This is a genomic window from Streptomyces sp. NPDC107559, from assembly GCF_055657365.1.
On the sequence record NZ_JBVKBD010000005.1, the window covers coordinates 88,256 to 110,902 of the forward strand.

At 67.6% G+C, this 22,647-nt stretch carries 25 protein-coding genes; 16 read left to right on the forward strand and 9 right to left on the reverse strand.

The genetic code is table 11. From position 1 onward, the window contains the following. Positions 1-56 precede the first annotated feature (56 nt). From ACZ7OY_RS17435 to ACZ7OY_RS17460, 6 genes are all read right to left on the reverse strand, one after another. Complete coding sequence (locus tag ACZ7OY_RS17435) at positions 57-467, reverse strand: hypothetical protein (RefSeq protein WP_471912176.1); 411 nt, start codon at positions 465-467, stop codon at positions 57-59. A gap of 475 nt (positions 468-942) precedes the next feature. Then, on the reverse strand, positions 943-1,704 hold the full coding sequence (locus ACZ7OY_RS17440; RefSeq protein WP_471912177.1) for a hypothetical protein: 762 nt from the start codon (positions 1,702-1,704) through the stop codon (positions 943-945). After that, complete coding sequence (locus ACZ7OY_RS17445) at positions 1,685-2,029, reverse strand: hypothetical protein (protein WP_471912178.1); 345 nt, start codon at positions 2,027-2,029, stop codon at positions 1,685-1,687. Before ACZ7OY_RS17445 ends, ACZ7OY_RS17440 begins: the two co-directional genes overlap by 20 nt. Before the next feature lie 19 nt (positions 2,030-2,048). Beyond that, the gene (locus ACZ7OY_RS17450) at positions 2,049-3,548 is read right to left on the reverse strand and encodes a C2 family cysteine protease (RefSeq protein WP_471912179.1); all 1,500 of its coding nucleotides are present in this window, start codon (positions 3,546-3,548) and stop codon (positions 2,049-2,051) included. Continuing rightward, positions 3,548-3,916: a hypothetical protein gene (locus ACZ7OY_RS17455; RefSeq protein ID WP_471912180.1), complete on the reverse strand. Its 369-nt coding sequence runs from the start codon at positions 3,914-3,916 to the stop codon at positions 3,548-3,550. The genes ACZ7OY_RS17450 and ACZ7OY_RS17455 overlap by 1 nt, the downstream gene beginning before the upstream one ends. 87 nt (positions 3,917-4,003) lie before the next feature. Continuing rightward, complete coding sequence (locus ACZ7OY_RS17460; protein ID WP_471912181.1) at positions 4,004-4,501, reverse strand: hypothetical protein; 498 nt, start codon at positions 4,499-4,501, stop codon at positions 4,004-4,006. Positions 4,502-4,643: 142 nt separating this feature from the next. On the opposite strand from ACZ7OY_RS17460, the gene ACZ7OY_RS17465 reads away from it, so the two are divergent. From ACZ7OY_RS17465 to ACZ7OY_RS17475, 3 genes are all read left to right on the forward strand, one after another. Then, positions 4,644-4,976, forward strand: a complete 333-nt coding sequence (locus ACZ7OY_RS17465) for a hypothetical protein (protein ID WP_471912182.1) — start codon at positions 4,644-4,646, stop codon at positions 4,974-4,976. Between the two features lie 71 nt (positions 4,977-5,047). After that, complete coding sequence (locus ACZ7OY_RS17470) at positions 5,048-7,051, forward strand: hypothetical protein (protein WP_471912183.1); 2,004 nt, start codon at positions 5,048-5,050, stop codon at positions 7,049-7,051. A 16-nt stretch (positions 7,052-7,067) separates the two neighbouring features. Next, the gene (locus ACZ7OY_RS17475) at positions 7,068-7,706 is read left to right on the forward strand and encodes a hypothetical protein (protein WP_471912184.1); all 639 of its coding nucleotides are present in this window, start codon (positions 7,068-7,070) and stop codon (positions 7,704-7,706) included. Positions 7,707-7,787: 81 nt separating this feature from the next. Here the strand turns inward: ACZ7OY_RS17475 and ACZ7OY_RS17480 are convergent, their stop codons facing one another. Further along, positions 7,788-8,873 (reverse strand): hypothetical protein, encoded by a 1,086-nt coding sequence (locus ACZ7OY_RS17480; protein WP_471912185.1) that lies wholly within the window; start codon positions 8,871-8,873, stop codon positions 7,788-7,790. After that, positions 8,870-9,541 (reverse strand): hypothetical protein, encoded by a 672-nt coding sequence (locus ACZ7OY_RS17485; RefSeq protein WP_471912186.1) that lies wholly within the window; start codon positions 9,539-9,541, stop codon positions 8,870-8,872. Before ACZ7OY_RS17485 ends, ACZ7OY_RS17480 begins: the two co-directional genes overlap by 4 nt. Before the next feature lie 626 nt (positions 9,542-10,167). Between ACZ7OY_RS17485 and ACZ7OY_RS17490 the strand changes: the two genes are divergently transcribed. From ACZ7OY_RS17490 to ACZ7OY_RS17520, 7 genes are all read left to right on the forward strand, one after another. Beyond that, positions 10,168-10,299 carry a hypothetical protein gene (locus ACZ7OY_RS17490; RefSeq protein ID WP_471912187.1) on the forward strand — a complete coding sequence of 44 codons (132 nt, stop codon included), beginning with the start codon at positions 10,168-10,170 and terminating at the stop codon, positions 10,297-10,299. A 398-nt stretch (positions 10,300-10,697) separates the two neighbouring features. Then, positions 10,698-11,279, forward strand: coding sequence for a hypothetical protein (locus ACZ7OY_RS17495; protein ID WP_384731385.1), 582 nt, complete (start codon positions 10,698-10,700; stop codon positions 11,277-11,279). Between the two features lie 21 nt (positions 11,280-11,300). Continuing rightward, positions 11,301-12,104: a hypothetical protein gene (locus tag ACZ7OY_RS17500; protein ID WP_384731387.1), complete on the forward strand. Its 804-nt coding sequence runs from the start codon at positions 11,301-11,303 to the stop codon at positions 12,102-12,104. A 59-nt stretch (positions 12,105-12,163) separates the two neighbouring features. Then, on the forward strand, positions 12,164-13,405 hold the full coding sequence (locus ACZ7OY_RS17505; protein ID WP_471912188.1) for a mucin-2: 1,242 nt from the start codon (positions 12,164-12,166) through the stop codon (positions 13,403-13,405). Positions 13,406-13,472: 67 nt separating this feature from the next. Further along, the gene (locus tag ACZ7OY_RS17510; protein ID WP_471912189.1) at positions 13,473-14,012 is read left to right on the forward strand and encodes a hypothetical protein; all 540 of its coding nucleotides are present in this window, start codon (positions 13,473-13,475) and stop codon (positions 14,010-14,012) included. 171 nt (positions 14,013-14,183) lie between these two features. Continuing rightward, on the forward strand, positions 14,184-14,852 hold the full coding sequence (locus ACZ7OY_RS17515) for a hypothetical protein (protein WP_471912190.1): 669 nt from the start codon (positions 14,184-14,186) through the stop codon (positions 14,850-14,852). A gap of 71 nt (positions 14,853-14,923) precedes the next feature. Then, on the forward strand, positions 14,924-15,898 hold the full coding sequence (locus ACZ7OY_RS17520; protein ID WP_471912191.1) for a hypothetical protein: 975 nt from the start codon (positions 14,924-14,926) through the stop codon (positions 15,896-15,898). A gap of 94 nt (positions 15,899-15,992) precedes the next feature. On the opposite strand, the gene ACZ7OY_RS17525 is transcribed toward ACZ7OY_RS17520, so the two are convergent. Beyond that, complete coding sequence (locus ACZ7OY_RS17525) at positions 15,993-16,895, reverse strand: RpnC/YadD family protein (protein ID WP_471912192.1); 903 nt, start codon at positions 16,893-16,895, stop codon at positions 15,993-15,995. A 514-nt stretch (positions 16,896-17,409) separates the two neighbouring features. Here ACZ7OY_RS17525 and ACZ7OY_RS17530 point away from each other — a divergent pair. The 6 genes from ACZ7OY_RS17530 (at position 17,410) to ACZ7OY_RS17555 (ending at position 22,593) form a co-directional block, all read left to right on the forward strand. Next, positions 17,410-18,123, forward strand: coding sequence for a hypothetical protein (locus tag ACZ7OY_RS17530; protein ID WP_471912193.1), 714 nt, complete (start codon positions 17,410-17,412; stop codon positions 18,121-18,123). A 16-nt stretch (positions 18,124-18,139) separates the two neighbouring features. Continuing rightward, entirely contained in the window at positions 18,140-18,988 is an 849-nt protein-coding gene (locus ACZ7OY_RS17535; protein ID WP_384725656.1) for a hypothetical protein, read from the forward strand. Next, positions 18,985-20,292, forward strand: a complete 1,308-nt coding sequence (locus ACZ7OY_RS17540) for a CpaF family protein (protein WP_351606781.1) — start codon at positions 18,985-18,987, stop codon at positions 20,290-20,292. The genes ACZ7OY_RS17535 and ACZ7OY_RS17540 overlap by 4 nt, the downstream gene beginning before the upstream one ends. A gap of 5 nt (positions 20,293-20,297) precedes the next feature. After that, on the forward strand, positions 20,298-21,335 hold the full coding sequence (locus ACZ7OY_RS17545; protein ID WP_471912194.1) for a type II secretion system F family protein: 1,038 nt from the start codon (positions 20,298-20,300) through the stop codon (positions 21,333-21,335). Continuing rightward, positions 21,332-22,252 carry a type II secretion system F family protein gene (locus tag ACZ7OY_RS17550; protein WP_471912195.1) on the forward strand — a complete coding sequence of 307 codons (921 nt, stop codon included), beginning with the start codon at positions 21,332-21,334 and terminating at the stop codon, positions 22,250-22,252. The genes ACZ7OY_RS17545 and ACZ7OY_RS17550 overlap by 4 nt, the downstream gene beginning before the upstream one ends. A gap of 89 nt (positions 22,253-22,341) precedes the next feature. Continuing rightward, positions 22,342-22,593 carry a hypothetical protein gene (locus tag ACZ7OY_RS17555; RefSeq protein ID WP_471912196.1) on the forward strand — a complete coding sequence of 84 codons (252 nt, stop codon included), beginning with the start codon at positions 22,342-22,344 and terminating at the stop codon, positions 22,591-22,593. Positions 22,594-22,647 lie beyond the last annotated feature (54 nt).

Sequence of the window (22,647 nt, forward strand, 5' to 3'; positions counted from 1 at the left end):
TGTTTTGACGCAGCACTGCATCACAGATGCTTCACGGCGAGGAGAGATGGAGGCCGTCAGCTCGTGCGCAGAAGGGCGTAGGCGAAGACGAGCCGACGGTCCAGCCATGCGGCCCTGACCAGGAATCTGCGGTCGCTCTCCGACGTCAGCACGAGCTCCCCGTCTGCCTTCCATTCCAGCACACGTGACTTGGCCGGCTGGTCACCGCCGTCGGCACCCATGTCGGCGACGGCTTGAACGACCCCCAACAGGACCTTGCCGGCGCCACGCTGGACCAGGTCCTTCGTACCGCCCTTCGCCCACTCCGCGCTGCTCACGATCTCGGCGCGCCCCGGCTGCCCGATCCGCCAGGTCGGCTTGAGGGCGTGCTTGAGCGGTGCGATGCGTCGAATCGTTCCGATGAGCTGCCCCTGTCCGTCCCGTACGTCATGACGGCGTTCGCCGCCATCTCCCTGCGGTTGCTCCACGGAGCACAGGAGCGTGTGACCAGCGGCGTCCTCGTACAGGCGCGGGCCGCCACCCATTGCCGGTGGCGGGAAGTACGCACAGGGGGCATTCACCCGCTGGGCGCCCGAGCCGTGAGGGACGCGGAAAGCGCGGATCCCGAGCACTGGGCGCCTGCGTTGACCACTTGCGGGGCGCTCCTCCTCGCTGACGGCGAACTCCCAGGCGTCAGCCCAGGGCACTGTGAGGACGGGAGGTTCATCGACGTTCTTGCCCTTGCCGAACACGAGTTCCTCTCCATGGCCGCTGTCGGGACGTGCCTAGACCCTAACGGCTCCGGAGGGGGGACATGGCGACCCGAGGCCGGCTCGGAACCGGCGCGACGGGCGAACTCGCACATGCGGGCGCCGAGTCTGTTCACCGCGTCACCGCAGACTCGTCCGTGCCGTCCGCCTCACCGTCCAACGCGCGCGACCATGGGGAAGGATGCACGTGCCCCTACTCGCGCAGCAACTTGACGGCCTTCTCGGTCAGCCCGGACACGGTGAACTGCACCCCCGCGAACTCGACGGTGTCACCGACCCGGACGTTCTCGTAGTCGGCCGTCGTCACCGCCGCGCAGACCCCCTGCACGCGCGCGGTGCCCGTCTTCGTGTCGACGTACGAGACCGTGAGGGACAGGCCGGTGGGGAAGCGCGACACACCGCCGTTGTCGAGGACCGACAAGGTGCCTCCACGCGGCGGGAAGCCCTTCGACGCCGTGGCCAGCACGGCTGGGTTGGTGGTGAAGCAGAAGCCGTCGTCCGCCTCCCCGCCGACCGGGCGCGGGGAACCGGGAGCCGCGGCCGCCGCGGCCCTGTCCCGCTCGGCCGCGGGCTCCAGCACGACCCGGTAGGAGCAGATCTGGCGAACGGTGTAGGCATGCCCGGAGACGGTGATCCGCTGTCCGGCCCTGACGGTCTGCTGCGTTCGGCCCGCCTCGTAGCGGGCCCCGTCGCCCAGTACGGCGGTACGGGTCGAGCCGTCGGCGTGTGCGGCCGCGTACCGCACGCCTCCGCCGCCGGGCAGCCTGAAGCCGCCGCCCCGCAGCACATGCAGTCCGCCCGCGGCCGGGGCCGCGCCCACGCACACCGGGCCGCTGTCCCGGGACGGTGCCGCCGTCGGTTCCCCGCTGCCGCGCGCTGCCCCGCCGCCGCAACCCGCGAGCAGCAGCACAGCGGCGGCGACCGCCCCGGCGCCGCTACCCGACGCCCTCCGCACCGGTCCCCTCCTCCCCGCCGGTACTCGCGCGCTCCAGCACCACACGGGTGCGGTAGTCGACCTCCGCGACCCGCCAGGTGTCTCCGGTGATCTCCACGAGGGAACCCGGGGTCAGGTCGTCGTAGTCCACGCCCGGCCCGTCCTCGCTGCTGACCTGGATCCGGCCGTGCACCGAGGGCCGGGCGAAGACCGTCGCCACGATCCGGTGCGTGCGTCCCTCGTGTTCGACGGTGTACGGAATGTGATAGCGGAGCACCCAGCGGCCGTCGAACTCGAAGGGGTACTTGACGTGCGGGTGCTCCGGCTGGAGCTCGGGCTCGGTCACTGCGCTCACCTGTCGGGCCTCAGGGGACATCGAACGCCTCGGGTCCCTGGAAGTACTTGTCGAACTGATCCTGCGTCACGGTGATCGGCGGATAACCCTTCACACCCCAGGGGTTACCCAGAATGATCTTCCCGTCGTCGGTGAAGCCGCGCACGTAGTAGGCGTGGTTGCTGTGATACGTGCTGCCCCATTCCGAGGGGTGGTTCTTGTCCAGGTCCTCGTCGTCCGGCGTGGAGACGGTGACGACCTTCCCGGAGTCGAAGGCCTTCTTCAGCGAGCCGATGTCCTTGTCGTCGTGTTTGCCGATGCCGAGGAAGCCGCCGGACTCCAGGTCGTCGCCCTCCTTGCCGGTCAGGTAGGGGGCGGACTTCTTCGGGTCGTCGCCCTCGATACCGCCGTAGCCGCGCTCGCCGTCGCCGTCGTCCGAGTAGACCAGCGCGAAGGCCTTCTCGTAGTACGCCGGCCAGGTCTCGCCGTTGCCGTACGTGCTGATCGGGTTGCCGTTCTGGTCGGTCGGCAGATCGGCGGTCATGGTGACCCACTGGTAGTTGCCGTTCTTGTCCCAGACCCGGACGCTGACGGTGCCGTTCGGGTTCTGCCTGATCCCGTCCTGGACGAACTTGGGGTCCTTCTGCGCCAGGCCGGCCAGCGAGGCGACGTACCAGCAGTCGCCGAACTGGTTCTGGTTGACGTCGTCGGCCGACACCCCGTCCTGGAACAGCGGGTCGGAGGGCGGCGCCCAGTGAATACCGTTGTTGGTCTGGCCGTTCTGGTTGTTGCCGCCGCTCTCGTACGCCCCCGTATTGGTGAACGTCGGCTGCGTGCCGGGGAAGGCCGCCTGGAACTTGCCCACGTTCTCCGGGCTGATCTTGGACAGCATCAGGCCCAGGGTGGCCCGCCGTCTGTCCTCGGGCAGACCGTTGTCGTCGAACGGGTTCCAGCCCGAGTCGTCGGTGCTGCTGACCAGCTGGTTGTAGAAGGCGAGGTCCTTCGGGGAGGCCTTCGTCATCAGCGCGTCCAGCTCGGCGCCGGTCAGACCGTCCAGCTCACCGGAGACCTTCTCCAGGTCGTCACGGTTGCCGTCCATCCCGAAGTCCTTGCCCTGGAGGGCCTGGAGATCGCGCAGCGCGTCGTCGATCTTCTGCGCGTCCGGCGCCGACTCGTCCAGGAAGACCATGGAGTCGTTGACCGGGTAGCCGCGTTTCTCCAGCTCCTGCAAGCCCTCCAGCTGCTTGATCCGGCGCTTCATCGACGTCTGGAGGTCGGACAGCTCGCCGCCCAGGGAACCGGGCAGCCGCCTTCGGCCGACACCGAAGATCGACGGCATCGGGATCACGTCGCCGACCAGGTCCTGGAGCTCGGGGTCCCGGGAGGCGTTCTGCCCCGAGGGCAGGTTCTGCTGGGCGGTGGTCAGGACGGTCGCGAGCCGGGAGTGCAGCTTCCCGGAGTTCCGGGAGAGCGCGTCCAGCTGGTTCGCGAGTGCCGTCAGCCCGGTCGCGTCGAAGCCCCTGAACGTCATCAGTGACCGCCTCCCGCAGCGGACTTGGCCTTGTCCTTCGCCTTGGCCTGCCGCTCCAGCTCGTCCGCCTGGGCCTCCCAGCGCGTGGCATCCGCCAGCAGCGCCGTACCCATCCGGTTCAGGCTGCGCTGCCGCTGCTGAAGGGCGGCGGTGGACTCGTCGGCGAACGGCCCCTGCCAGATCGCGCCCTTGTCGCCCCCGGTACGGAACGAGGCCGCGCGCGGCGTCGCCTTCCGCACCGCGTCGTCGAGATACGGCCCCAGCTCACGAGCGAGCGACCGCGCCTCCCGCGCGCACTCCCGCAACTTCTCCGCCCGCCGCTTCAGTTCGGCGCCGTCGCCCCCGCCACCGTCATCCGTGACCGCCATGTGCCACACCTCCCCCGTTGACCGCTTCCGCTCAGCTATGTCCGAAACTGATTACCGGCAACATCGCTGTGCAGCATACGAGGGGCCCTACGGTCCGGAAGCCCATCGGTGGGCAGCGCGGTCGACGGTTACAGGGTCACCGCATTTCGGCCAGCCCTGGGGGCGGGGATCGGTCCGGGCGCGGCGACTGCGATGACGTGCAGCCGCGATGACGACGAACGAGACCAGTGCCGCCAAGGCCAGCACGGCGGCCATCGTCAGCGGCAGTGCGACGGCGGCGTGGTGCTCGGTCACCCCTTCGGTGCGCTCGGCACCGTCCGGCGCGGAGTTGCCGTCCCCGTCCAGGGCAATCTCCCTCCACGGGCTGATCAACTCGTAGACCCCCTTCGCCAGGTACGAGCCGGCGTCCTGCGTCACCGCACGTCCCCACTTCACCGCGGCGAACAGAGCGCACACGAGCGCGAGGCCGAGCAGGGCGCCGGGGAGGGTGTACCAGGCGGCTTGCGGGTGTGCGGAAGGGGACGGGTTGCGCGGAGGGTGTGAGGCGGCGGGGTCACGGGGGTGGGGGCTGGGGTGCGGACGCATGGTCCGATTCTGGAAGAGCCCATGGGGGGTGTCCTGAGTACGGCTACTCATCGGGCTGAGCGATGGAATCCAGCACCGGCCGCCGATTTGCTGCCGCTCACACTTTCGGATCTGTAGGGTGCATGCGGTCGAGGGAGGGGTTATGGCAACCGACGGGGACAAGCTCAAGGTGGACAATCCTGAGCGGGAGCGGCTGAAGGGGCTGAAACGCGACCTTCAACGGGAACACGCTGATCTGGTAGGCGCATTGAAGCGAGCAGCCACGGACATCGGCAAAGGCGGCCGGGACTCCGCGAAGTCGTGGGTCGGCAGGAACGCCGACAAATGGCATGGCGACGTGGCAGGCCACCGCAAGACGGTGCGCGCCCGTATCGACAAGGTGCTTGAGGACATTCAGCGCGAAATCGACAGCATGCCGGAGAAGGTCACACCCGAGGAAGCCAGTTCGATGAACCGGAACAGACGCATGTACTGAGACGGGGATCGAGCCAGTAGCGGGATCTGAAAAGACCAGCGGTATCTGAAACGAACGGGGACTGGTAAGACATGCGACCGGATGACGGCGGTAGCAGCCCAGGCGTCTTCTCGGGCATCGACCCTGACTCTCTCAAGGGCACGATCGACTCCGTACAGCGGGACCAGCAGACGCTCCAGGACCGGGCTTCCTACTACAAGACGCAGCTCGCCTATTACGGCATCGGCGGCGACGAACTCGCGGACGTCCTGCACGTCGCGTCCTGGGCCAGGGACGAACTGCCCATGCTGAAGCGGCGCTACCACCTGGCCATGAACATGGACAACGACCCGTACCCCGGCTTCAAGGGCATGGTCCAGATCAACGAGGCGCGAGTGACCCGGGCCGCGAACGCCGAGGCGGCCAAGGACGCCAAGCGCGCGACCGAGCTCGCGAAGAAGGACCCCGAGGACCTCTCTCCCGAGGAGTTCGACGAGCTGAACGAACTCTTCGCCGAGAACTACGACGAATACCCCTTCGCGGAGAAGGTCGTAGGAGCCCTGGGTGCGAAGAAGACGCTGCGGCTCTGGGACGACATGAGCAACCTCGACCACCCTGCCGGTTACGGCGAGACCTCGGACTTCAAGCGCGCCGACGACCTCGACGAGATGCAGAAGAACCTGAGCCTTACGGTCGCCGCCGCCACCAACTCCGATTCGCCGGCGATGACGAAGTGGAAGAAGGACCTGGTCGCGATCGGCGACGATCCGATCCGGGACGCCGGTCCTTCTCCCTACGGCGGCAACGGCGGCCCCGAGGGCTTCATCGTCATGAGCAACCTCATGCGCTACGGCGACTACGACGACAAGTTCCTCGAGAACTACGGAACGGCGCTCATCAAGGAAGACAAGCGGGTCATGGAGGGCGCCGACAAGCTCTACGGATCCGGCTGGGGAACCGAGGACACGGTCAACCACCTGGGCAACGACCAGGGCAACGACCCCCTCACCGGTTACATGAAGGCCCTCGCCAACAGCCCCGACGCGGCGACCGCGTTCTTCACCGCCAAGCAGAAGGGCGACGACGGCAAGACGGAGCCGAACGCGAACTTCAAGTACCTCTTCGAAGACCGCAAGTGGCCCGACGACAGCATGCCGGGCAAGGAAAGCGTGACCGGTCTGAACTCGATGGGCCATGCCCTGGAGGCGGCCACCACCGGCCACCGCCCGGGTGAGCAGGCGACGGCCGAGGACATCAAGCACTCGAAGGAACAGGCTGGTTTGTTCAGCGCCCTCGTGAAGTCGGTTTCCGAGGATCAGGACCGTTTGCAGGAACACGCGTTCCTGTCGGACAGCTTCGCCAATATTTCGGCCGAGTACATGCCGGATCTGCAACGCAGCCTCGATTCAGACCCCATGTACAAGGACAAACTCTACCCGACTTCGGGGGTCGCAGCCCCTGTCGAAATGTACGATGCGACGCGGTTCCTATACGCGATATCCCGCAACAAGGAAGGGTACGACCGACTCAACGTCTCTGAGCATGTATACGCTGCTGCGTTGATGGAAGAGCACGCAAAACACCCCGATGCTTACCCGCAGTCGACCGATGACACCATCGGCAAAATCGCCTACCAAACCGGCCTTTTTCAGGGTGTAATCGCTAACGGTCAGAAATTCCAAGCCGATAAGGTAAATGCTGACGCGAACGCAAGAGACGGCGCCTGGAAGGAGCATGCGAGCCTGTGGGGTGGTTCCTTGGTCGGTAGCACGGTATCCGTCGCAACCGGATCGTTCACGGGCCCCGCTGGCGTCTATACAGGCGGTCTGGTTGGCACAGCTGCGGGCGAGATCTTCAACGGCATTCTTGACGGCTTCGACGGCGACGGATCAGAGGAGAAGGAGCAGGTCTACCACAACGTAAGGCGCATGGATAAACTCCAGCACTCAGTGTCCCTGACGACCGAGAGGTCCGTCAAAGCCGCCACCGGTGACGATGCAGCCACATCCAAGGCGGGCGATCAGGCAGGCAAGGGATTCAGCGATGCCGACGCCCTGATTAACAACAGCAACGCCGACATGCAGCCGCCCGCCTAGTGCGAGAGCGATTGGAGTGCCCATCTTGACGGAGCTAACGAAACGCAGACTTCTGCGAAACCCGTACATCTATGGCGTGGTGGTCGCGATTGCGGCCGGCGCTGTGCTTACAGCCTACTTCCTCGGAGCCTTCGAAAAGCGCGGATATATCCGTGCCGACGACGTCTGCCTGCATGTTCCAGACCGGCAGGAAGCCGCCAAGATCTTCAATTCCGTGCTGCCCAAGGCCGCCGAATATCACTTCATCGAAACGTGGAGGCCAGACCGAGACTGGGAGTTCAGGAGCGTGTGCGGAGTTAAAGGCGAGAAGGATGAGGCACTCTTCTACCTTCAAGCCGTTGTGGGCTCCGCCAGGCCGTGGCAGCAGTGGGCCAAGACGGAGATCCCGCCCAACTCTGGAGGAGAGACTACCTATTTCAACGCAGGTCTCAAGGGCGTCTCCAACGCGGAGGTGGCCGCGATCTGGGTCCCCTGCTACGCGCACGAGAAGACAAGCAAGCAGCCTTGGAACATGACCGTCTTCGCACATGCCCTGAAGCCACTTGAGGTCTCCGACAAAGAAGCCCGGCAGACCCTCATCGACCTGACAACCTCCTTCGCTCGCCAGGCCCACAAGGATGCCAAGTGTGACCTCCCGTCCAAGCTTCCGGACTGAATCCTGCCTATTCACTATTCAGCCACCGGTTCGAGGGCGCCGCGGTTCGGCGGAGCCCCCACGCGGTCCCTCTCGGCTCCATCACCTGTTGACGGACTGGATCTCCTGGACGACGACATCCTGGTCGTTGCCGAAAGTGCCGTTGGGAAGGTCGCCGCCCGCGCCGCCGGTGCCGGTCCAGGTGATCTCCCAGGTGATGGTGGCCCGGAGCTTGTAGGTGCCGTCGCCGGAGGAGCGCAGGTACCTGAGACCGCACGGCGGGGTCTCGTCGGACTTGCCCTTGGCGTAGGGCTCGCCGATGGAGCCGTCGGCACTGATGGTGCACTCGCCGGAGGCCGGGTAGGTGTCGGCGTCCTTGGTGCCCGGCTCCAGCTTGAGGGACACCGGCTTGGCGGTGGTCGTGGCCTGGATGTTGAAGCCGGGGACGTTGACGGCCGCCGTGGCCTGGACCTCGTCGAAGACGGCCTTGTCGAGCCACGCCCACGTCGGCAGGTTCACTTTGGTGGTGGCCTCGGGAGCGAGCGTGACCTCAGTGTCGGGAAGCTCCATGTGCTGGTACGCGAGGCCGGCGAGGATCTCCGGGTTGATGGCCTCTTCGTACTGCGGCGGTGGGGCTTCGCCGTTGTCGACCCAGAAGGGGATGTCGTTGCACGAGCTCCGCTTGAGCACGTCGGGCTCGTTGGGGTTTTCGACACCGGCCCAGAACATTCCCTCGCCGTCCTTCTCGACGTTGTAGTCCTTGTAGCCGGGGGTGTCGGTCCAGCCGTACTCGTCCTCGTAGTGGCGCTGCAACTCGCCGATCGCCGTGCCCGCGGTTCCACCCATGCCGGGTGTGTTCTGGGCGCTGTCGATCTCCTCGGACATCTTCTTCTTGAAGTCCTTGGCGCCGAGGTAGGGGGCATACCAGCAGGGTGGTGGTGTCCAGTTGACGTCGGAGGACGTCACGTTGCCGATGCTGCCGTTCTTGGCGACGGATCCGGAGTACTGGATCTTTGCGGAGGCGTAGATGCCGGTGTCGTCGCTGCCGCCCGTCTTCTCTGTGCTGGCTCCCTGGGCATTGCCCTTCTGCTCTGCCGCGTAGGCCGGTTCCGCGAGGACGAGGACGCCGAAGGCCAGCGTCAGGGCAGCCGTGCTGGTGCTGAGGGCTGTACGCAGTGATCCATTCACTGGCACTTCTCCGCCTTCGTCTCGACGTATACCTTGGATGCCTGCCACAGACCCTCACCCGTGGGGTACTTGACCATGACAATCTTGAAGTAGTCGAAGTCCGCTGTGCTGGGCTTGGTCTTCACAACCTCCCCGGTCTTGACCTCTTTGCCGTAGAACTTGCTCGAGTCCACGCAGAACGCGACCTCTACCGAGTTGCCGTTCGAGGCGGACCTGGTGGTGGCCTGGTAGTGGCGTCGGGTGCCGGTGGCCGTCCAGCCGTCGTCGACCCTGCTGTCGATCTGGGTCTTCGCGTAGGTCAGCCCCTCGCCCGTGGAGTAGGCGGTCACGGCCGCGTCCTTGGACGTACGCTTGTCGACGCCGTGGTAGATGGCACGGACGAAGTTCGCGGCGTCATCCATCGCGGCCGCTTCGTTCTTGTCCTTCGGCTTGTCCCAGTCGAAGACCAGGTTCATGTCCTTGGGTAGCGACACATCCACACCGTCCGGCTTGTCCTCTGCCAGTGCTCCCGAGGCCGATGCCGACTCCTTCGGCGTCGCCGATCCCTGGTCGGCGCCGGCGATCTTGTCGTTGTCGCTGGCTTCGTCGTCCCCACTGCCGCAGGCCGTCAGCAGCAGGACTGCGGTCGCGGCGAACGCGGTAGCAACGGGCAAAGTGCGGCGCTTCACAGTGGGCTCCCCGTGAGACAAAGGTTCAGTCAGTAGCACAGACGGTATCTGTGGGGTTCCTGGTTTCGCCACCGCGAACTCCCACATGAGTGAGGGCGATTCGGGGCGTATTGGGTTCACGTCGGCGTGGGCTGTGGCCTGATCGTGCCCAAGGAGGCGACAGTCCCGGACGCTTGACCTGGCGCGTCGGGGGCCGTCGTTGTTGCGGGATTCCGTTTGCTTGTCGCAGCGCTTTGCGCCTCGGGCACGCGTACCGCGGATACGCCGACGCTACGGCAGCAAGGGCTCCGCCCAGAGTCAGAGCGGAGCGGTCGACTACCTCGAAGATCAAGCCGAGGGCGAGATCGACGGCTTCCACTGCGCCGACCGCAGTGCAGATGCGTGCGGATCTGTCACGCGGCGATTCCGTCGAGCCGGGACCGACCGTGATCTCCACGCCGTCACGCACTAGCCTCGCCGTTTCACTTGGATCCGACCGCTGTTGAGGCGGAAACACGAAAGTGCCCTCCCCCATTTATTCGACCTGTGCCGGCGCGGGTGGTGGCGATGGGTATCTCCGTGTGTCGGCCTCGCAACTGCCGCCTCCGTTGTCGCGCGCCGGGTGCCGGAGCGAGGGTGCGGTGAGGGTGACAGCAACCGGCAAAGGGTGGCGCCTCGCGGCGAGTTCTCCGTACGGCGCGAATGCTGTTGAGATCGTCGACGGTATCGGCGTGATCGAGGTGTTCACCAGGCTTGCGCTCGCCGATATGATCCGCTAAGTCCGCATTTGGCGCAACAAAGGGATCTGGCTCGGGCGTGCCGTTGTGTAGATCTTGGGATCTTCTTGACCTTGGGGGGGCGGGGTGACGGCCCTGGTGGTGGCGCCAGACCGCTTCGCGGCCGCTGTCGATGCAAGTGGCCCGGAGGGTGAGCGAGAGGGGCTCGGGATGGTGGGGTGGTGCGGTGGTGAGGGGGTCGCGTGAGGGTCGCTATACGTATTGATTACTGTGGCTTTACTGTGGCTTGATGGGAGGCTGCGGCCTGTGCTGCGGTTGCTTACCAGGGGTTCGGGAGTCTTTTCCGGTAAGTCCTTTTCGGGCGCTTCGGCGAGTACGGCGCCGTGTGCCGTATGTCCGCAGTGCGGCCAGGTCGGGAAGAAACGAGAGGCGTCGGGCGTATGAGCGGAGTTTCCTTCGAGCTTCAGCGTGCTGCGGCGTCCGCCAAGGGGCCTCGGGGTGAGGGCTTCTCGTGGGTGGGGCAGGTGGACGGGCTCGGGCGTATCGAGCTGGCCTTCCCCACCGAGCACAGCGACTATCCCGCCGAGTACTGCGAAGTGGCGGTAAGTGGGGAGAGCTTCCCGCTCACCACCTACCTCGGACTGCGGTACCTGCGGCGTCCGTTGCTCGCCAGGGGCGAGTTGCGGGTCGACTGGGATCCCGCGGAGCTCAGCCGGAATGTCTGGTGGCCCGGACGGAAGGGGCGCGCCCTGCGGATCCGGGTCAAGGGCCGGACGTACACCTACGCGCAGCTGGGCAACAAGCGCAGTCACGAGCTGGTCCGGTCCGGTGCCGGTGTGCGGATGGGGCGTTCGAGCTGGACGAATCCGCGGACCATCACAGGCACCTGCCTCGGTGAGGCCGACGCCCTCGACATCAGCCTCGCGCTCGTCCTCGAGGGCGTGTACACCCGCAACCTCTCGACGTCCGGCGCGCTGGTGTCGCTGCCCGGGCGATTCCTCAATCGGTTCAACGATCTCTAGTTTTCAGGGGGACACGACAGAATGCCTTCCCTAGATGCGGCCCGGCGCCGGCTGAGGCTGTCCGATTCCCACGTCAGCGTGCTCGGTCTGCTGGTGGAGGAAGGGCAGGTCCCGGCCGAGCTGGACCAGGCGCACAACGAGTTGCGCGAGGCGGGGATCCTCGATGCCGAGGGCAAGATCTCGGCCGACCTCTATCCGCTCGTCGCCACGCTGATGGAGCCGCGGGTCATCGCCCGGGTCGAGATGACCGGTCCGCAGGGCGTCACGAGCAGCGGTGCCGTCGTCGGCGACGACTTCATCTTCACGCACGAGAACTGGCCCGGCGAGGCAGAGTCGGAGTATGTCCCCGCGGAGCCGGAGACCCTGGTCTGGGCTCTGGCCCGGATGGTTGACCTGCACCGGGACTTCACCGCCGAGGTCGACTCCGGCGAGGTCATCGCCTCGACCATGGGCACCCTCGACGACGTACTCGAGCGCATGGAAGCCGGCGAGTACGAGGAGCCGGAGGCCGTCGCCGAGGCGGCCGGAGCGCCCGTACGGCTGGCCGAGGTGCTGGCCCAGCTGAACTGCATGTGGCGGATCACCGTGGCCTGGCAGGGAGAGGGCCCCACGCGCCGGAGTGGCGGGCTTGCCGTCTCCGCGCTCGCGGTCTGGGACTGCGGGCTCGAGGGGTACTGGCTGCGGGAGCTGCCCGCCGAGCCCGTCATCGAGGGTCAGGTGGATGCCGGCAGTGAGCTGCGGGTGCGGCGGACCTCGGCGAAGGAGCTCTGGCGGATGGTCACGGATCTGCTTCCGGACGGGCGGCAGCTCTCCGAGGCTCCCTGAGGCTCCGCCTCCGGCAGTCGGTCCTTGTACACAGCGCAGCAGTTGATCACGGGGAAAAAATGAGCGACAGTTCCAAGCGCATGGGCAATCCGTCGGACATCGAGCACCTGGCCAAACTGCTCGACGGCAGAGGGAACCTGCGCGACCGGCTGGACGAGGCCTTCACCCGGGCGACCAACCTCGGTGTGCGGGACAAGCTGAGCTCTCTCAAGCCGATGATGCACTGGACTGACGACACCGCCATCGACCTGCGGCGGCGTGCGGCGATCCTGCGGGCCGAGGACGGTGATCCGCGTGCGGCCGCGTTGTACGCCGGCTTCAAGCCGGAGGACCTCAAGGGCGCGACCCTCCCGCCGGAGGCCATGCTCATCGCGAACGCCTCCGTTGCGGGCGGCGACAAGTTCGACGCGGCGTGGCTGAAGCGCAAGCCGGGCGAGACGTACCAGGACTGGCTGCAACGCATTCCGGGTGACGCCGTTGCCAAGATCAGCGGCAACGAGAACCTCGGCGAGGTCGTCGGCGACTACATCAACATCACCGCCCTCGCCTCGACCGTTCCGGGCGCCTTCAAGATGGCCGCCTCGGGAACCATGCACCTCATCAAGTACTTCAAGAACGGCACCTTTCTGAAGGCGCCCGGCACGACCCTCGCCCAGATCCTCAAGGGCCGTGCCCCTTCCTACATTCCGGCCCGAATAGCCAGGCTCGGCGCGGGCATCGGCGCGCGCACCCCCTCCGCCATCCTCAGCGCCCTCGGCGGATCCGACAGTCTCGCCCAGATCCACGGCGGAAAGCTGTGGGCCTGGGAGGCCAACATCCTCAAGGTCGGCAAGAACGCCGGCGCCGCCTCGCGGGTCGTCGGCGCGAGCCGGTTCGGAGCCTTCGCCTCCGGGGCGGGGGCCGCGCTGCGCACCGCCGGCTGGTGGCGTGCGGCGGGCATCGGCGGCAGCATCGTGGCCACGGGTGTCGGCGCGTTCGACGTCTGGCAGGAGGGCAACCCTGTCGAGGCCTTCAAGCGGGACAAGGCCGGCTATGTCGCGAAGGTGTCCGGCGTGGCCTTCAACGCCTCGCTCACCGCCGCCATGATCGCGCCCAACCCCGTCACGATCGGCGCGGCCGTCGTCACCGGCGCGGTCTACGGCGTCGCCACCATCGTCGACAACTGGGACACCGTGAAGAAGTTCCCCGGCAAGGTCGCCGACGCCGGAGCCTGGGCGGGCAAGAAGATCGGCGAGGGGGCCGGGAAACTCGCGGACGGGGCGAAGAGCTTCGGAAAGGCCATCGGCGGGCTCTTCGGCTAGGACGGGTGAGAGAAGCATGAACGGGTTCACGTTCGAGCTTCAACGGTTCACGAACACGGTGACCTCGATGAATCAACGTCATGTGTCCTTCTGGCGTGGCGATGTGGGTCGGCTGGGCCTCGTGGAACTCGTTGTTCCCGCCCTGGAGGTCGTTTCCACCGCCGATCGCAGCCATCTCGACGGCGCGATGGTGACCGGCGAGAACATCCCCGTCTCCACCTTCACGGGGCTGCCGTACGGTGGACGGCCCCGTCTCGCCCGGGGGCGCGTCAGCGTCGCCGGGCAGGATGCGGCCTTCACCTGGAAGACCCTGAGGACGAGCAGAGGCGCCCGGGCCCTGAGGATCTGGGCCGTAGGGCGCGAGTACCGGTACCGGGAGGCCGGAAACCGGCGGCATCACGTGCTGGAGCGCGCCGAGTCCCAGCTCGCCGTGGCGCGTTCCGGTTGGGCGGATCCCAAGAACATCTCCGGTACGGCGCAGGGAGCCGTCGACTCCGTGGACATCAGCCTCGCCATTCTGTTCGAGGGTGTGTACACGCGGAACCTGTCACTGCGCGGGACGCTCATCTCGGCGCCGGGTCGGCTCATGGACCGGCTGGGCGATTAGCGGCTCTTCGATTCTTTGCCGGTGCAGCGGGGTGTTCGTGGGGGGTTGTGTGAAGGGGGCTTCACGAACTTCACAGTGTCGCATCAGTCCACCCGTGAACTTGGTACTCGATTCGTCGCACGTGGGATCATCCCTGGGCAAGCCGATCACCTATCTCTGAGGACGAGCGCCATGCTGACCATGCGACAGAAGACCGCTGCGGCTGGTCTTCTTGCTGCCGTCGCCTTCTCTGTGACCGGTTGCAGCAGCGATTCGGGCGGCGGCTCGGCCAACGACAAGATCAAGGGGGCCGGTTCGGAGGAGAGCGCCTCCGCCTCGCCCTCCGCCTCGGCTTCCGCCGCGGCCGAGAAGAACGCGCCCAAGTTCGCCTTCCCGGCGGACGTCAAGGCGACGGTCGAGCGGGACACGAGCGGGGATGCCGTCAAGGACGCGGTGCTGCGGGACGTGGCGTACTCCGCGCAGGCCAACATCGAGGCCTTTGCGCAGGGCAGGGGCCAGAGCGCCAATCTGAACCGCTACTTCTCCGGATCCGCCTACACCTACTGGGCCAAGCAGGTCGCGGACTTCAAGAAGGACGGGCTCACCCTCACCGGGGAGTACCGGTACTACGACTTCAAGGTGACGGACGTCGCCAACGGCAGGTCCGCTGCCGTCACTTACTGCGAGGACCAGAGCAAGGCGTTCAGCAAGGAGATCAAGACAAAGAAGGTGCTGCGCACCTCGCCGAGCAACAACAGCTACGTCCTGTACACGCTCCAGGCGTCGAAGGACTCCGCCGGCGACTGGCAGGTGACGCGGCAGAGCTGGAAGAAGGGGGACCCCTCGTGTGTGCGGACATAGTTGATATAGCTGACAGGGCTGATGGGGGTAGACCGACACGTAGGGCCGGTCGGCCGGTTGCCTGTGCGCTTGTGGCCGCCGGACTGGTCGTGGCGCTGGGGATGACCGCGCCGGCGTACGCGGACGACACCCGCGGCGGTGGCGGTACCGGGAACACCGACACCGGTACCGACTCCGGTGCCGACTCCGGCGGTGGCACCATCGGTGCCCATATCCAGATCAGGCAGAGCAAGCCCGGCTCGGGTGGTGACAGCACCACCGCCACCTCCTCGAACGCCAACTGGAAGCCCCCGGTGTGCTGGTACGAGCCGATGTACACCTCGGACGAGTACGAGGAGTTCATCAAGTCCGCGTACAACGGCGCGCAGGAGCCCGCGGCGAGCTATGCCAAGAAGCGGGACGAGGAGAAGTACCACAAGGGCGACGACGGCCTGTGGTGGCAGGTGAAGTTCCGCAACGACGACTACACCACCGCCTGTCCGGTCACGACCGACAACTGGGAGATCTGGGTCCCGCCGGCCGATCCGGCGCCCGATCCCAACAAGCTGACGCCGGAGATCCTCTCCCAACTGGCCTACAACTCGACCAAGCTGCCGAAGCCGCCCGTGGTGCTCAGCCCGGGTGCGGACCGGCTCGTGGTGAACCTCGGTACGCGGGTGAAGTTCGAAGGAGACTTCGACCGGGTCTGGACGACTGCGCGGATCGACTACAAGGGCGTTGCGATGGCGGCGACCACGGTCGCGACGCCCGTGGCGCTCAAGGTTGACGCCGGAACCGCCGACGCCGACCCGCAGACCTGCACGTACGACCTGGTCAAGGGCAAGGACGGCTATACGGTCGACAGCGCGGATGCGGGCTGCAATGTCACGTACCGGCGCTCGTCCGGCACCGGCACCTACCCGTTCAAGGCCTCCATCACCTGGAAGGTCACCTGGACCGACTCGGACGACCCGAACGGGCCGGCGCGTCAGCCGGGGCTGCCCGACGGACTGTCGACGATCGAGCAGAACGTGACCGTGCACGAGATCCAGGCCGTCAACCGGTAGAGGATGCGGACAGCGCGTGGCCTCTTCGCCTTCGGTGAGGAGGCCCGTCCGTGTGAGTGCCGCGTTCGAGTCGCCGGTGCTGGGCCGACCGGGGTCAGGCCGGGCCCTCGGTGAACAGGTCCTCGGCGACCGTCGCGGTGAGGGCGTTGGTGAGCCACGTCCCGAGTGTGTCGAGGTCCGTGCACCTGGTGATCCGCTCACGGGCGTGCTCGGGGACCTCGATGCCGCGCGTGGCGAGGATGAGGAGGATGTCCTCGGCCCGGCCTTCGGATCGGCCTTCCGATCGGCCTTCCGCCCGGCCTTCGGCTCGCAGGCGCTCAGAGGTCTCCGAGCGGAAGAAGGAGAGATCGACGGACATCAGTTGCCTCCAGGTCTCGGCCGCGGGGGCGGTTCCCAGGCCGAGTTCGGTGAGCTCGGCGAAGATCCTCGCGGTCTCCTCGTCGATGGTCTTCAGAGCGGTGGCCAGGGCCTTCAGTATGGCAGGAGCATTCGGGTCCTTACCATGCGTGACCGCGCTCAAAGTAGCGAGCGGGATATCCCGGGCGGCGGCGGACGGATCGGTGATGGCGGGCACGTTGTGCGGCCCGAGGACGAGTGCCCGCAGGGTGAGTGCGGGCCATTGGGAGGGGCCGATGGTGAAGGGTTTCGCCGCCCACTCGGCTGTCGTCCTGTCCTGACAGGTGACGAGGAGGACTGGGGGGAGGCGGTACTTCGCGTGCAGGTGTGCCACGTAGTAGGCCCAGGCGGCGGGTTTGCCGGGGTCTTTCTTCCCCTGCGCCTCGACGATCAGCAGGTGACTCTCGCCCGACGTCGTGTCGATCTTCAGGAGGGTGTCCACCCGCCGTTCCGTGGGTCTGGTCTCGGTGAGATCCGTGGGCATCAGGGACACGGCGACGGGGTCGGGAAAGGGCAGGTCGAGGGCCCGGAAGGTCCGGGCGAAGACTCCCGGGTCTTCCTGGAAGATGCGGTGCATCGCCTCGTGGGATGAGCTGACCATGTGGGGGACGGTAGGGCGGTGGACTCCGGATGGTCCGGCATATGCCCGGGGCTCACCCGATGAGGTGAGTTGGAGTGGGGTGGGTGGTGGGTCGTGGGTCATGGGTCGTGGGTGAATCGTGCAGGGGTTATGACCGGGTGGTGACAAAGGGTCTGCAGGCTTGTGAGATCCGCAATATGACGGAGTGGCAGTACAGCTGATTCACAGGCGCACATGGGGCTGGAGTTGTTCGTCGTACGGGCGCAACTGGGTTGACAGTAAAGGCAGTTGCAGTCGGATAACGCCGGAGTGCGGTGCGCTTCGCGGGTCTCGGTTCGCCTTGAGGGGCTTATGCGCGGCTGATACCGTGCGAACGCTTGACACTCGGCACACGACTCCGCGTCGGCCAACTGCCCGCCCGGGGGACCGATGTCCGGCGCGTCCCACATAACGGGACGGCGGGGTGAGTGTCCGGATTTGCGATGAATGCAAAGACGTTGGCAGACGATTTCTTGGGTGTACGGGGAGCGGTGGCGTGAAGATCCAGGAGCGTACGGGGGCGGGCACGGGTCGTCCCGCGGTACCGACTCAGCCGTCGGTCGGTGACCGGCTTCCGACGCCGCCGCGCGAGCGCAAGCCCGCGCTGGCCGCGCTGGCGGTGCTGCTGATCCTGGTCGGGGCGCTCGGCGCGACCATGCTCGTGCTCCAGGCCGGGGACCGCATCGAGGTCGTGAAGATCACGGCGGAGATCCCGGCCGGCGGTTCGGTGTCGAAGTCCAACACGACGTCCGTGCTGGTCGCCGAGGACGCCGGTATCAACTATGTGCCGTGGAGCCAGCTGAAGCAGCTGTCGAAGCTGAAGGCCGTCAGCACCATCCCCAAGGGCGTGGTGGCCGTCGGGGAGATGTTCGGCGACGGAAGCAAGCTCGAAGCCGGCAAGGCGACCGTCGGTCTCTCCCTCAAGGAGGGCCAGTACCCGTCCAATCTGGAGTCCGGGGACATCGTGGCGGCGTACCGCGTCGGCTCCCGCACCAGCTCGGGTTCGGGTGCGAGCGGTTCGGCCACGGACGACAACGCGTTGCTGGTCGACAAGGCGCGGGTCAGCTACGTGCAGCCGTCCAAGAGCGACGACGTGATCAGCAGCACCAGCCTCCCGGTCACGCTGGTCGTGGACAACGACAAGGCCGCCGCGCTGGCCCAGGCCGCGTCCAACGGCGAAGTGGCCCTCGTTCTCGTCCCCAGTAGCTGAAGGCGGCTTCGGACCCATGGCTCTCATCGCTCTGGCCGCCGACAAGGGTTCCCCCGGCGTCACCACCGCGGCCGTCGCCCTCGCGGCGGTCTGGCCGCGGCGTTCCCTGCTGGTCGAGGCCGACCCGGCGGGCGGCGACCTCGTGTACCGCAGTGCCGCCGCGCACGGCGGGCAGCTCAACCCGAACATAGGCATGCTGTCGATCGCCGCGACCGCCCGCCGTGGTCTCGTACCGGATCAACTCTGGGACCACGTGCAGCCGTTGAGCGGCGGTCTGGAGGTGGTGGTCGGGCTCGGGATCGCCGAGCAGGCCGCCGGTCTGGCGGGGCTGTGGCCGACGCTGGGCCAGGCTTTCGCCGCGCTCGCCGACTCCCCGAACGCGCCCGCCGACGTGATCGCCGACTGCGGACGCATCAGCGGTGACACCCCGGCGGTGGAGCTGTTCACGCACGCTGCGCTGGTGCTGCTGATCTCCCGTACCGAGCCCGAGGCCATCGCCCGGGTCCGGGACCGGGCCGCCGCCCTGTCGGCGAAGCTGCACGGCGGTCCGCGCGGTGCCGCGAGCCTGGGCAACCCGGTGATCGGTGTCGTGCTGGTCGCCGACCCGTCCGACGCGGGGAAGCTGGTCAACCAGGTCAACGACATGCTCGTGCACGCCCAGACCGGCGCCCGGGTGGTCGGCACGATCGCCGACGACACAGCGGGTGCCGAGCAGCTGGCGGGCCGCAGGCGCGGCCGGCTCGACAAGTCGCTGCTGATCCGTTCGGCCCGCAAGGTCGCCGCGGACCTGTACCAGCAGTACGGCGCCGCGTGGTCCGTACCGCAGCAGGGTCCGGTCACCGGCCATGCGGGAGCCGGCCGATGACCGCTGTCGACCACCAGCTGGTCAAGCGGTTCCGGCAGGACGCCGGTGACCGCATCGCCGAGCAGCGCCGCCTCGACCAGGTCTCCGGCGTCACGCCGATGTCCAACGAGGACGAACGTCACTACGCGCGCGCCGTCATAGCCCAGATCCTGGAGGACCACGCCCGCACCGAGATCAACGCGGGCCGTACGCCGCTGGACGCGGAGACCGAGGAGCAGTACGCGGCCGCCGTGCACGCCGCGTTGTTCGGCGTCGGCCGGCTCCAGCCGCTGCTGGACGACGCCGAGGTCGAGAACATCGACATCAACGGCTGCGACCAGGTGTTCGTCGGGTACGCGGACGGGCGCGAGGTCAAGGGTGACCCGGTCGCCGAGACCGACGAGGAGCTCATCGAGCTCATCCAGGTCCTGGGCGCGTACTCGGGTCTGTCGTCGCGGCCGTTCGACTCCGCGAACCCCCAGCTCGACCTGCGGCTGCCGGACGGTTCGCGCCTTTCGGCCGTCATGGACGTGGCCCGCCGCCCCGCCCTCTCCATCCGCCGGGCCCGCATGGGCAAGGTGTTCATCTCCGACCTGGTCGGCAACGGCACCATCGCCCCGGAACTCGGACACTTCCTGGCCTGCGCCGTGCGCGCCCGCAAGAACATCATGATCGCGGGGGCCACGAACGCCGGCAAGACGACGCTGCTGCGCGCCCTCGCCAACGAGATCCCGCCACAGGAGCGGCTCATCACCGTCGAGCGCGCACTGGAGCTCGGCCTCGACACGTTCCCCGAACTCCACCCCAACGTGGTGGCGTTCGAGGAGCGGCTGCCCAACTCCGAGGGCCAGGGCGCGATCGCGATGGCCGAGCTGGTGCGCCGGTCGCTGCGTATGAACCCCTCCCGCGTCATCGTGGGCGAGGTGCTCGGCGACGAGATCGTGACGATGCTCAACGCGATGTCGCAGGGCAACGACGGTTCGCTGTCCACGATCCACGCCAACAGCTCGCACGAGGTCTTCAACCGCATCTCGACCTACGCCCTCCAGGCGTCCGAGCGACTGCCCATCGAGGCCAGCCAGATGCTGATCGCGGGCGCGGTGAACTTCGTCGTCTTCATCCAGCGGCGCAACAACTACCAGAGCGGCGGCCGCCTCCAGCGCGTGGTGACCTCCGTACGCGAGGTCAACGGCGTCGACGGCCGCGTGCTGTCCAGCGAGGTGTTCGCCGAGGCGCCGGACGGCCGGGTCGTCCCGCACGCCCCCATAGCCTGCCTGGAGGAACTGATCGCCTACGGCTACCAGCCCCACGGAAGCTGGGGGTGAGCGCGATGACGACCTACACGGCGCTCGGCTCGCTCGGCTCCCTGGGCGGACTGTTCTCCACCACCGTCATGTACGCGATCGGCTCCGGCGTCGCGGTCGGCGGCGGACTCGCGCTGCTCGTCGTCGCGATCCGCGGACTGCCCGCCAAGCCCGCGCACGAGAAGCAGAAGGCCGGTGAGCGGGCGAGCGAGCTGATCCGGTTCGCCGGACAGCGCGGTTCGCTCGCGGCCGTGATCGGCCTGGTCGTACTGCTGCTGACCCGCTGGGCGGTGGCCGGTGTCGCGGCCGGTGTGCTCGTCTTCTTCTGGGACCGCCTGTTCGGCGGCGCCGGCGAGGAGCGGACCGCGATGCGCCGGGTGGAGGCCCTCGCCTCCTGGACGGAGTCGCTGCGGGACACCATCGCCGGCGCGGTCGGCCTGGAGCAGGCCATCCCGGCCTCGGCACGCGCTGCGGCCCCGGTGCTGCGCCCCCATCTGGACGCCCTGGTGGACCGGCTGCGCGCGCGCACCCCGCTGCCCGACGCGCTCCAGATCCTCGCCGACGAGATCGACGACGCCTCCGCGGACATCATCGTCGCGGCGCTGATCCTCAACGCGCGGCTGCGCGGCCCGGGTCTGCGCCAGGTGCTGGGCGCACTGGCGAAGTCGGCGCGCGAGGAGGTCGACATGCGTCAGCGTGTGATGGCCCAGCGTGCCTCGACGCGCCGTTCGGTGCAGATCGTCGTGGCGGTCTCGGTCGCCTTCGTGCTGGGCCTGGCCGTCTTCAACCGGGACTTCGTGGAGCCGTACGGCACCGCCGTCGGCCAGCTGGTCCTCGCCGTCGTCTGCGGCCTGTTCGCGCTGGGCTTCTGGTGGCTGCGCAAGCTGTCCACCATCGAGACGCCGGAGCGCTTCCTGGTGCGCGACGAGTCCGCGGTGCAGTTCGTACGACCCCGGATGCCGGCCCCGCAGTCGGGCCAGGGCGGGCCGGGCCAGCCGCTGCCGGGGCAGGTCCCGCCGGGCCAGTCCCCGCCGCTTCGTCCGGAGGAAGGGGTACGCCGGTGAACCTGACGATGCCGATCACGGTCGGCGCGGTCCTGGGCCTGGGCGTCTACGCCCTCATCCGTGCCCTGATGCCGTCCAGGCGCAGCGCCGTCGCGCAGGTCGCGCGGATCGACGCGCTGCGGGCGCGCGGCACGGCGTACGAGTCGTCCCGCCAGACCCAGGAGAGCGGACGCCTCGGCACCCTGCGCGCCCGGGTCGGCGTCCGCGTCTCCGACTTCTACCTCCAGCAGGGCTGGGAGCAGCGGTCGCTGCGCGCGGACCTCGCCGTACTGGACCGCAGCTGGGAGAACTTCCTGGCCACCAAGGTGCTGCTGGCGGCGGCGGGGCTGTTCTTCGGGCCGTTCCTGTTCGCCATCGTGTGGCAGCTCGGCTTCGGCTCCGGCCCGGTCATCCCGGTCTGGCTGGCGCTGCTGTGCGGGGCGCTGTTCTTCTTCCTGCCGGACCTGGAGGTGCGCCGGGACGCCACCGAGAAGCGCCGCGACCTGCGCCGGGTGATCGGTGCCTACCTCGACCTGGTGTCGATGAGCCTGGCCGGCGGCCGGGGTCTGCCCGAGGCGCTGATGGCGGCGGCGGAGGTGTCCGACGGCTGGGCGACGCAGCGCATCCGCAACGCCCTCGCCGACGCCCGTATCACCGGCATCAGCCAGTGGCAGGCGCTCGGGCAGCTGGGCGAGGAGATCGGTGTGGAGGAACTCAAGGACCTCTCCGCCTCCCTCGCCCTGGTCGCGGACGACGGCGCGAAGGTGCGCGAGTCGCTGGCCTCGCGCGCCGAGACCATGCGGCACCGCGAGCTCGCCGAGATCGAGGGCAGCGCGGGCGAGAAGTCGCAGTCGATGCTCGTCGCCCAACTGCTGCTGTGCGCCGGGTTCCTGGTGTTCCTGATCTTCCCCGCGGCGATGCGGGTGTTCCAGGTGTGACACAGAGCTGACACCGTTTACAGAACCGCCGCGCTTAGCCTCAACTGGCCACACCCGCAGTGAAATCGCATTCGAGAGGACAACTCATCATGAACGGACGGAACTTCACCACGGGGATCCCGGCCGTGGACTTCCTGGTCACCTTCTTCCAGGCCCGCGTCGAGCGCGTCCGCTCCGGCGAACTGGACCGGGGTGCCTCCGCGGTCGAGTGGGTCATCATCTCCGCGGTCGTCGTGGCGATCGTCGGCGTGGTCGCGGCGATCATCAACGCCGCGCTCAGTGACGGTGCCAACAAGGTCGGCGACTGCATCAAGGGTGCGAACGCCAGCGGCACCTGCTGACCGGACGCAGGGGGTCCGGGGTTCGCGATGCGGGGATACGGGGTGACGGGGTTG

What these genes read in the sequence shown, in the direction of transcription:
- ACZ7OY_RS17535 (WP_384725656.1), top strand. Translation starts at nt 18,140, where the DNA reads ATGGCTCTCATCGCTCTGGCCGCCGACAAGGGTTCCCCCGGCGTCACC.
- ACZ7OY_RS17540 (WP_351606781.1), top strand. Translation starts at nt 18,985, where the DNA reads ATGACCGCTGTCGACCACCAGCTGGTCAAGCGGTTCCGGCAGGACGCC.
- ACZ7OY_RS17525 (WP_471912192.1), bottom strand. Translation starts at nt 16,895, where the DNA reads ATGGTCAGCTCATCCCACGAGGCGATGCACCGCATCTTCCAGGAAGAC.
- ACZ7OY_RS17515 (WP_471912190.1), top strand. Translation starts at nt 14,184, where the DNA reads ATGCTGACCATGCGACAGAAGACCGCTGCGGCTGGTCTTCTTGCTGCC.
- ACZ7OY_RS17500 (WP_384731387.1), top strand. Translation starts at nt 11,301, where the DNA reads ATGCCTTCCCTAGATGCGGCCCGGCGCCGGCTGAGGCTGTCCGATTCC.
- ACZ7OY_RS17495 (WP_384731385.1), top strand. Translation starts at nt 10,698, where the DNA reads ATGAGCGGAGTTTCCTTCGAGCTTCAGCGTGCTGCGGCGTCCGCCAAG.
- ACZ7OY_RS17465 (WP_471912182.1), top strand. Translation starts at nt 4,644, where the DNA reads ATGGCAACCGACGGGGACAAGCTCAAGGTGGACAATCCTGAGCGGGAG.
- ACZ7OY_RS17455 (WP_471912180.1), bottom strand. Translation starts at nt 3,916, where the DNA reads ATGGCGGTCACGGATGACGGTGGCGGGGGCGACGGCGCCGAACTGAAG.
- ACZ7OY_RS17555 (WP_471912196.1), top strand. Translation starts at nt 22,342, where the DNA reads ATGAACGGACGGAACTTCACCACGGGGATCCCGGCCGTGGACTTCCTG.
- ACZ7OY_RS17470 (WP_471912183.1), top strand. Translation starts at nt 5,048, where the DNA reads ATGCGACCGGATGACGGCGGTAGCAGCCCAGGCGTCTTCTCGGGCATC.
- ACZ7OY_RS17505 (WP_471912188.1), top strand. Translation starts at nt 12,164, where the DNA reads ATGAGCGACAGTTCCAAGCGCATGGGCAATCCGTCGGACATCGAGCAC.
- ACZ7OY_RS17545 (WP_471912194.1), top strand. Translation starts at nt 20,298, where the DNA reads ATGACGACCTACACGGCGCTCGGCTCGCTCGGCTCCCTGGGCGGACTG.
- ACZ7OY_RS17450 (WP_471912179.1), bottom strand. Translation starts at nt 3,548, where the DNA reads ATGACGTTCAGGGGCTTCGACGCGACCGGGCTGACGGCACTCGCGAAC.
- ACZ7OY_RS17460 (WP_471912181.1), bottom strand. Translation starts at nt 4,501, where the DNA reads ATGCGTCCGCACCCCAGCCCCCACCCCCGTGACCCCGCCGCCTCACAC.
- ACZ7OY_RS17510 (WP_471912189.1), top strand. Translation starts at nt 13,473, where the DNA reads ATGAATCAACGTCATGTGTCCTTCTGGCGTGGCGATGTGGGTCGGCTG.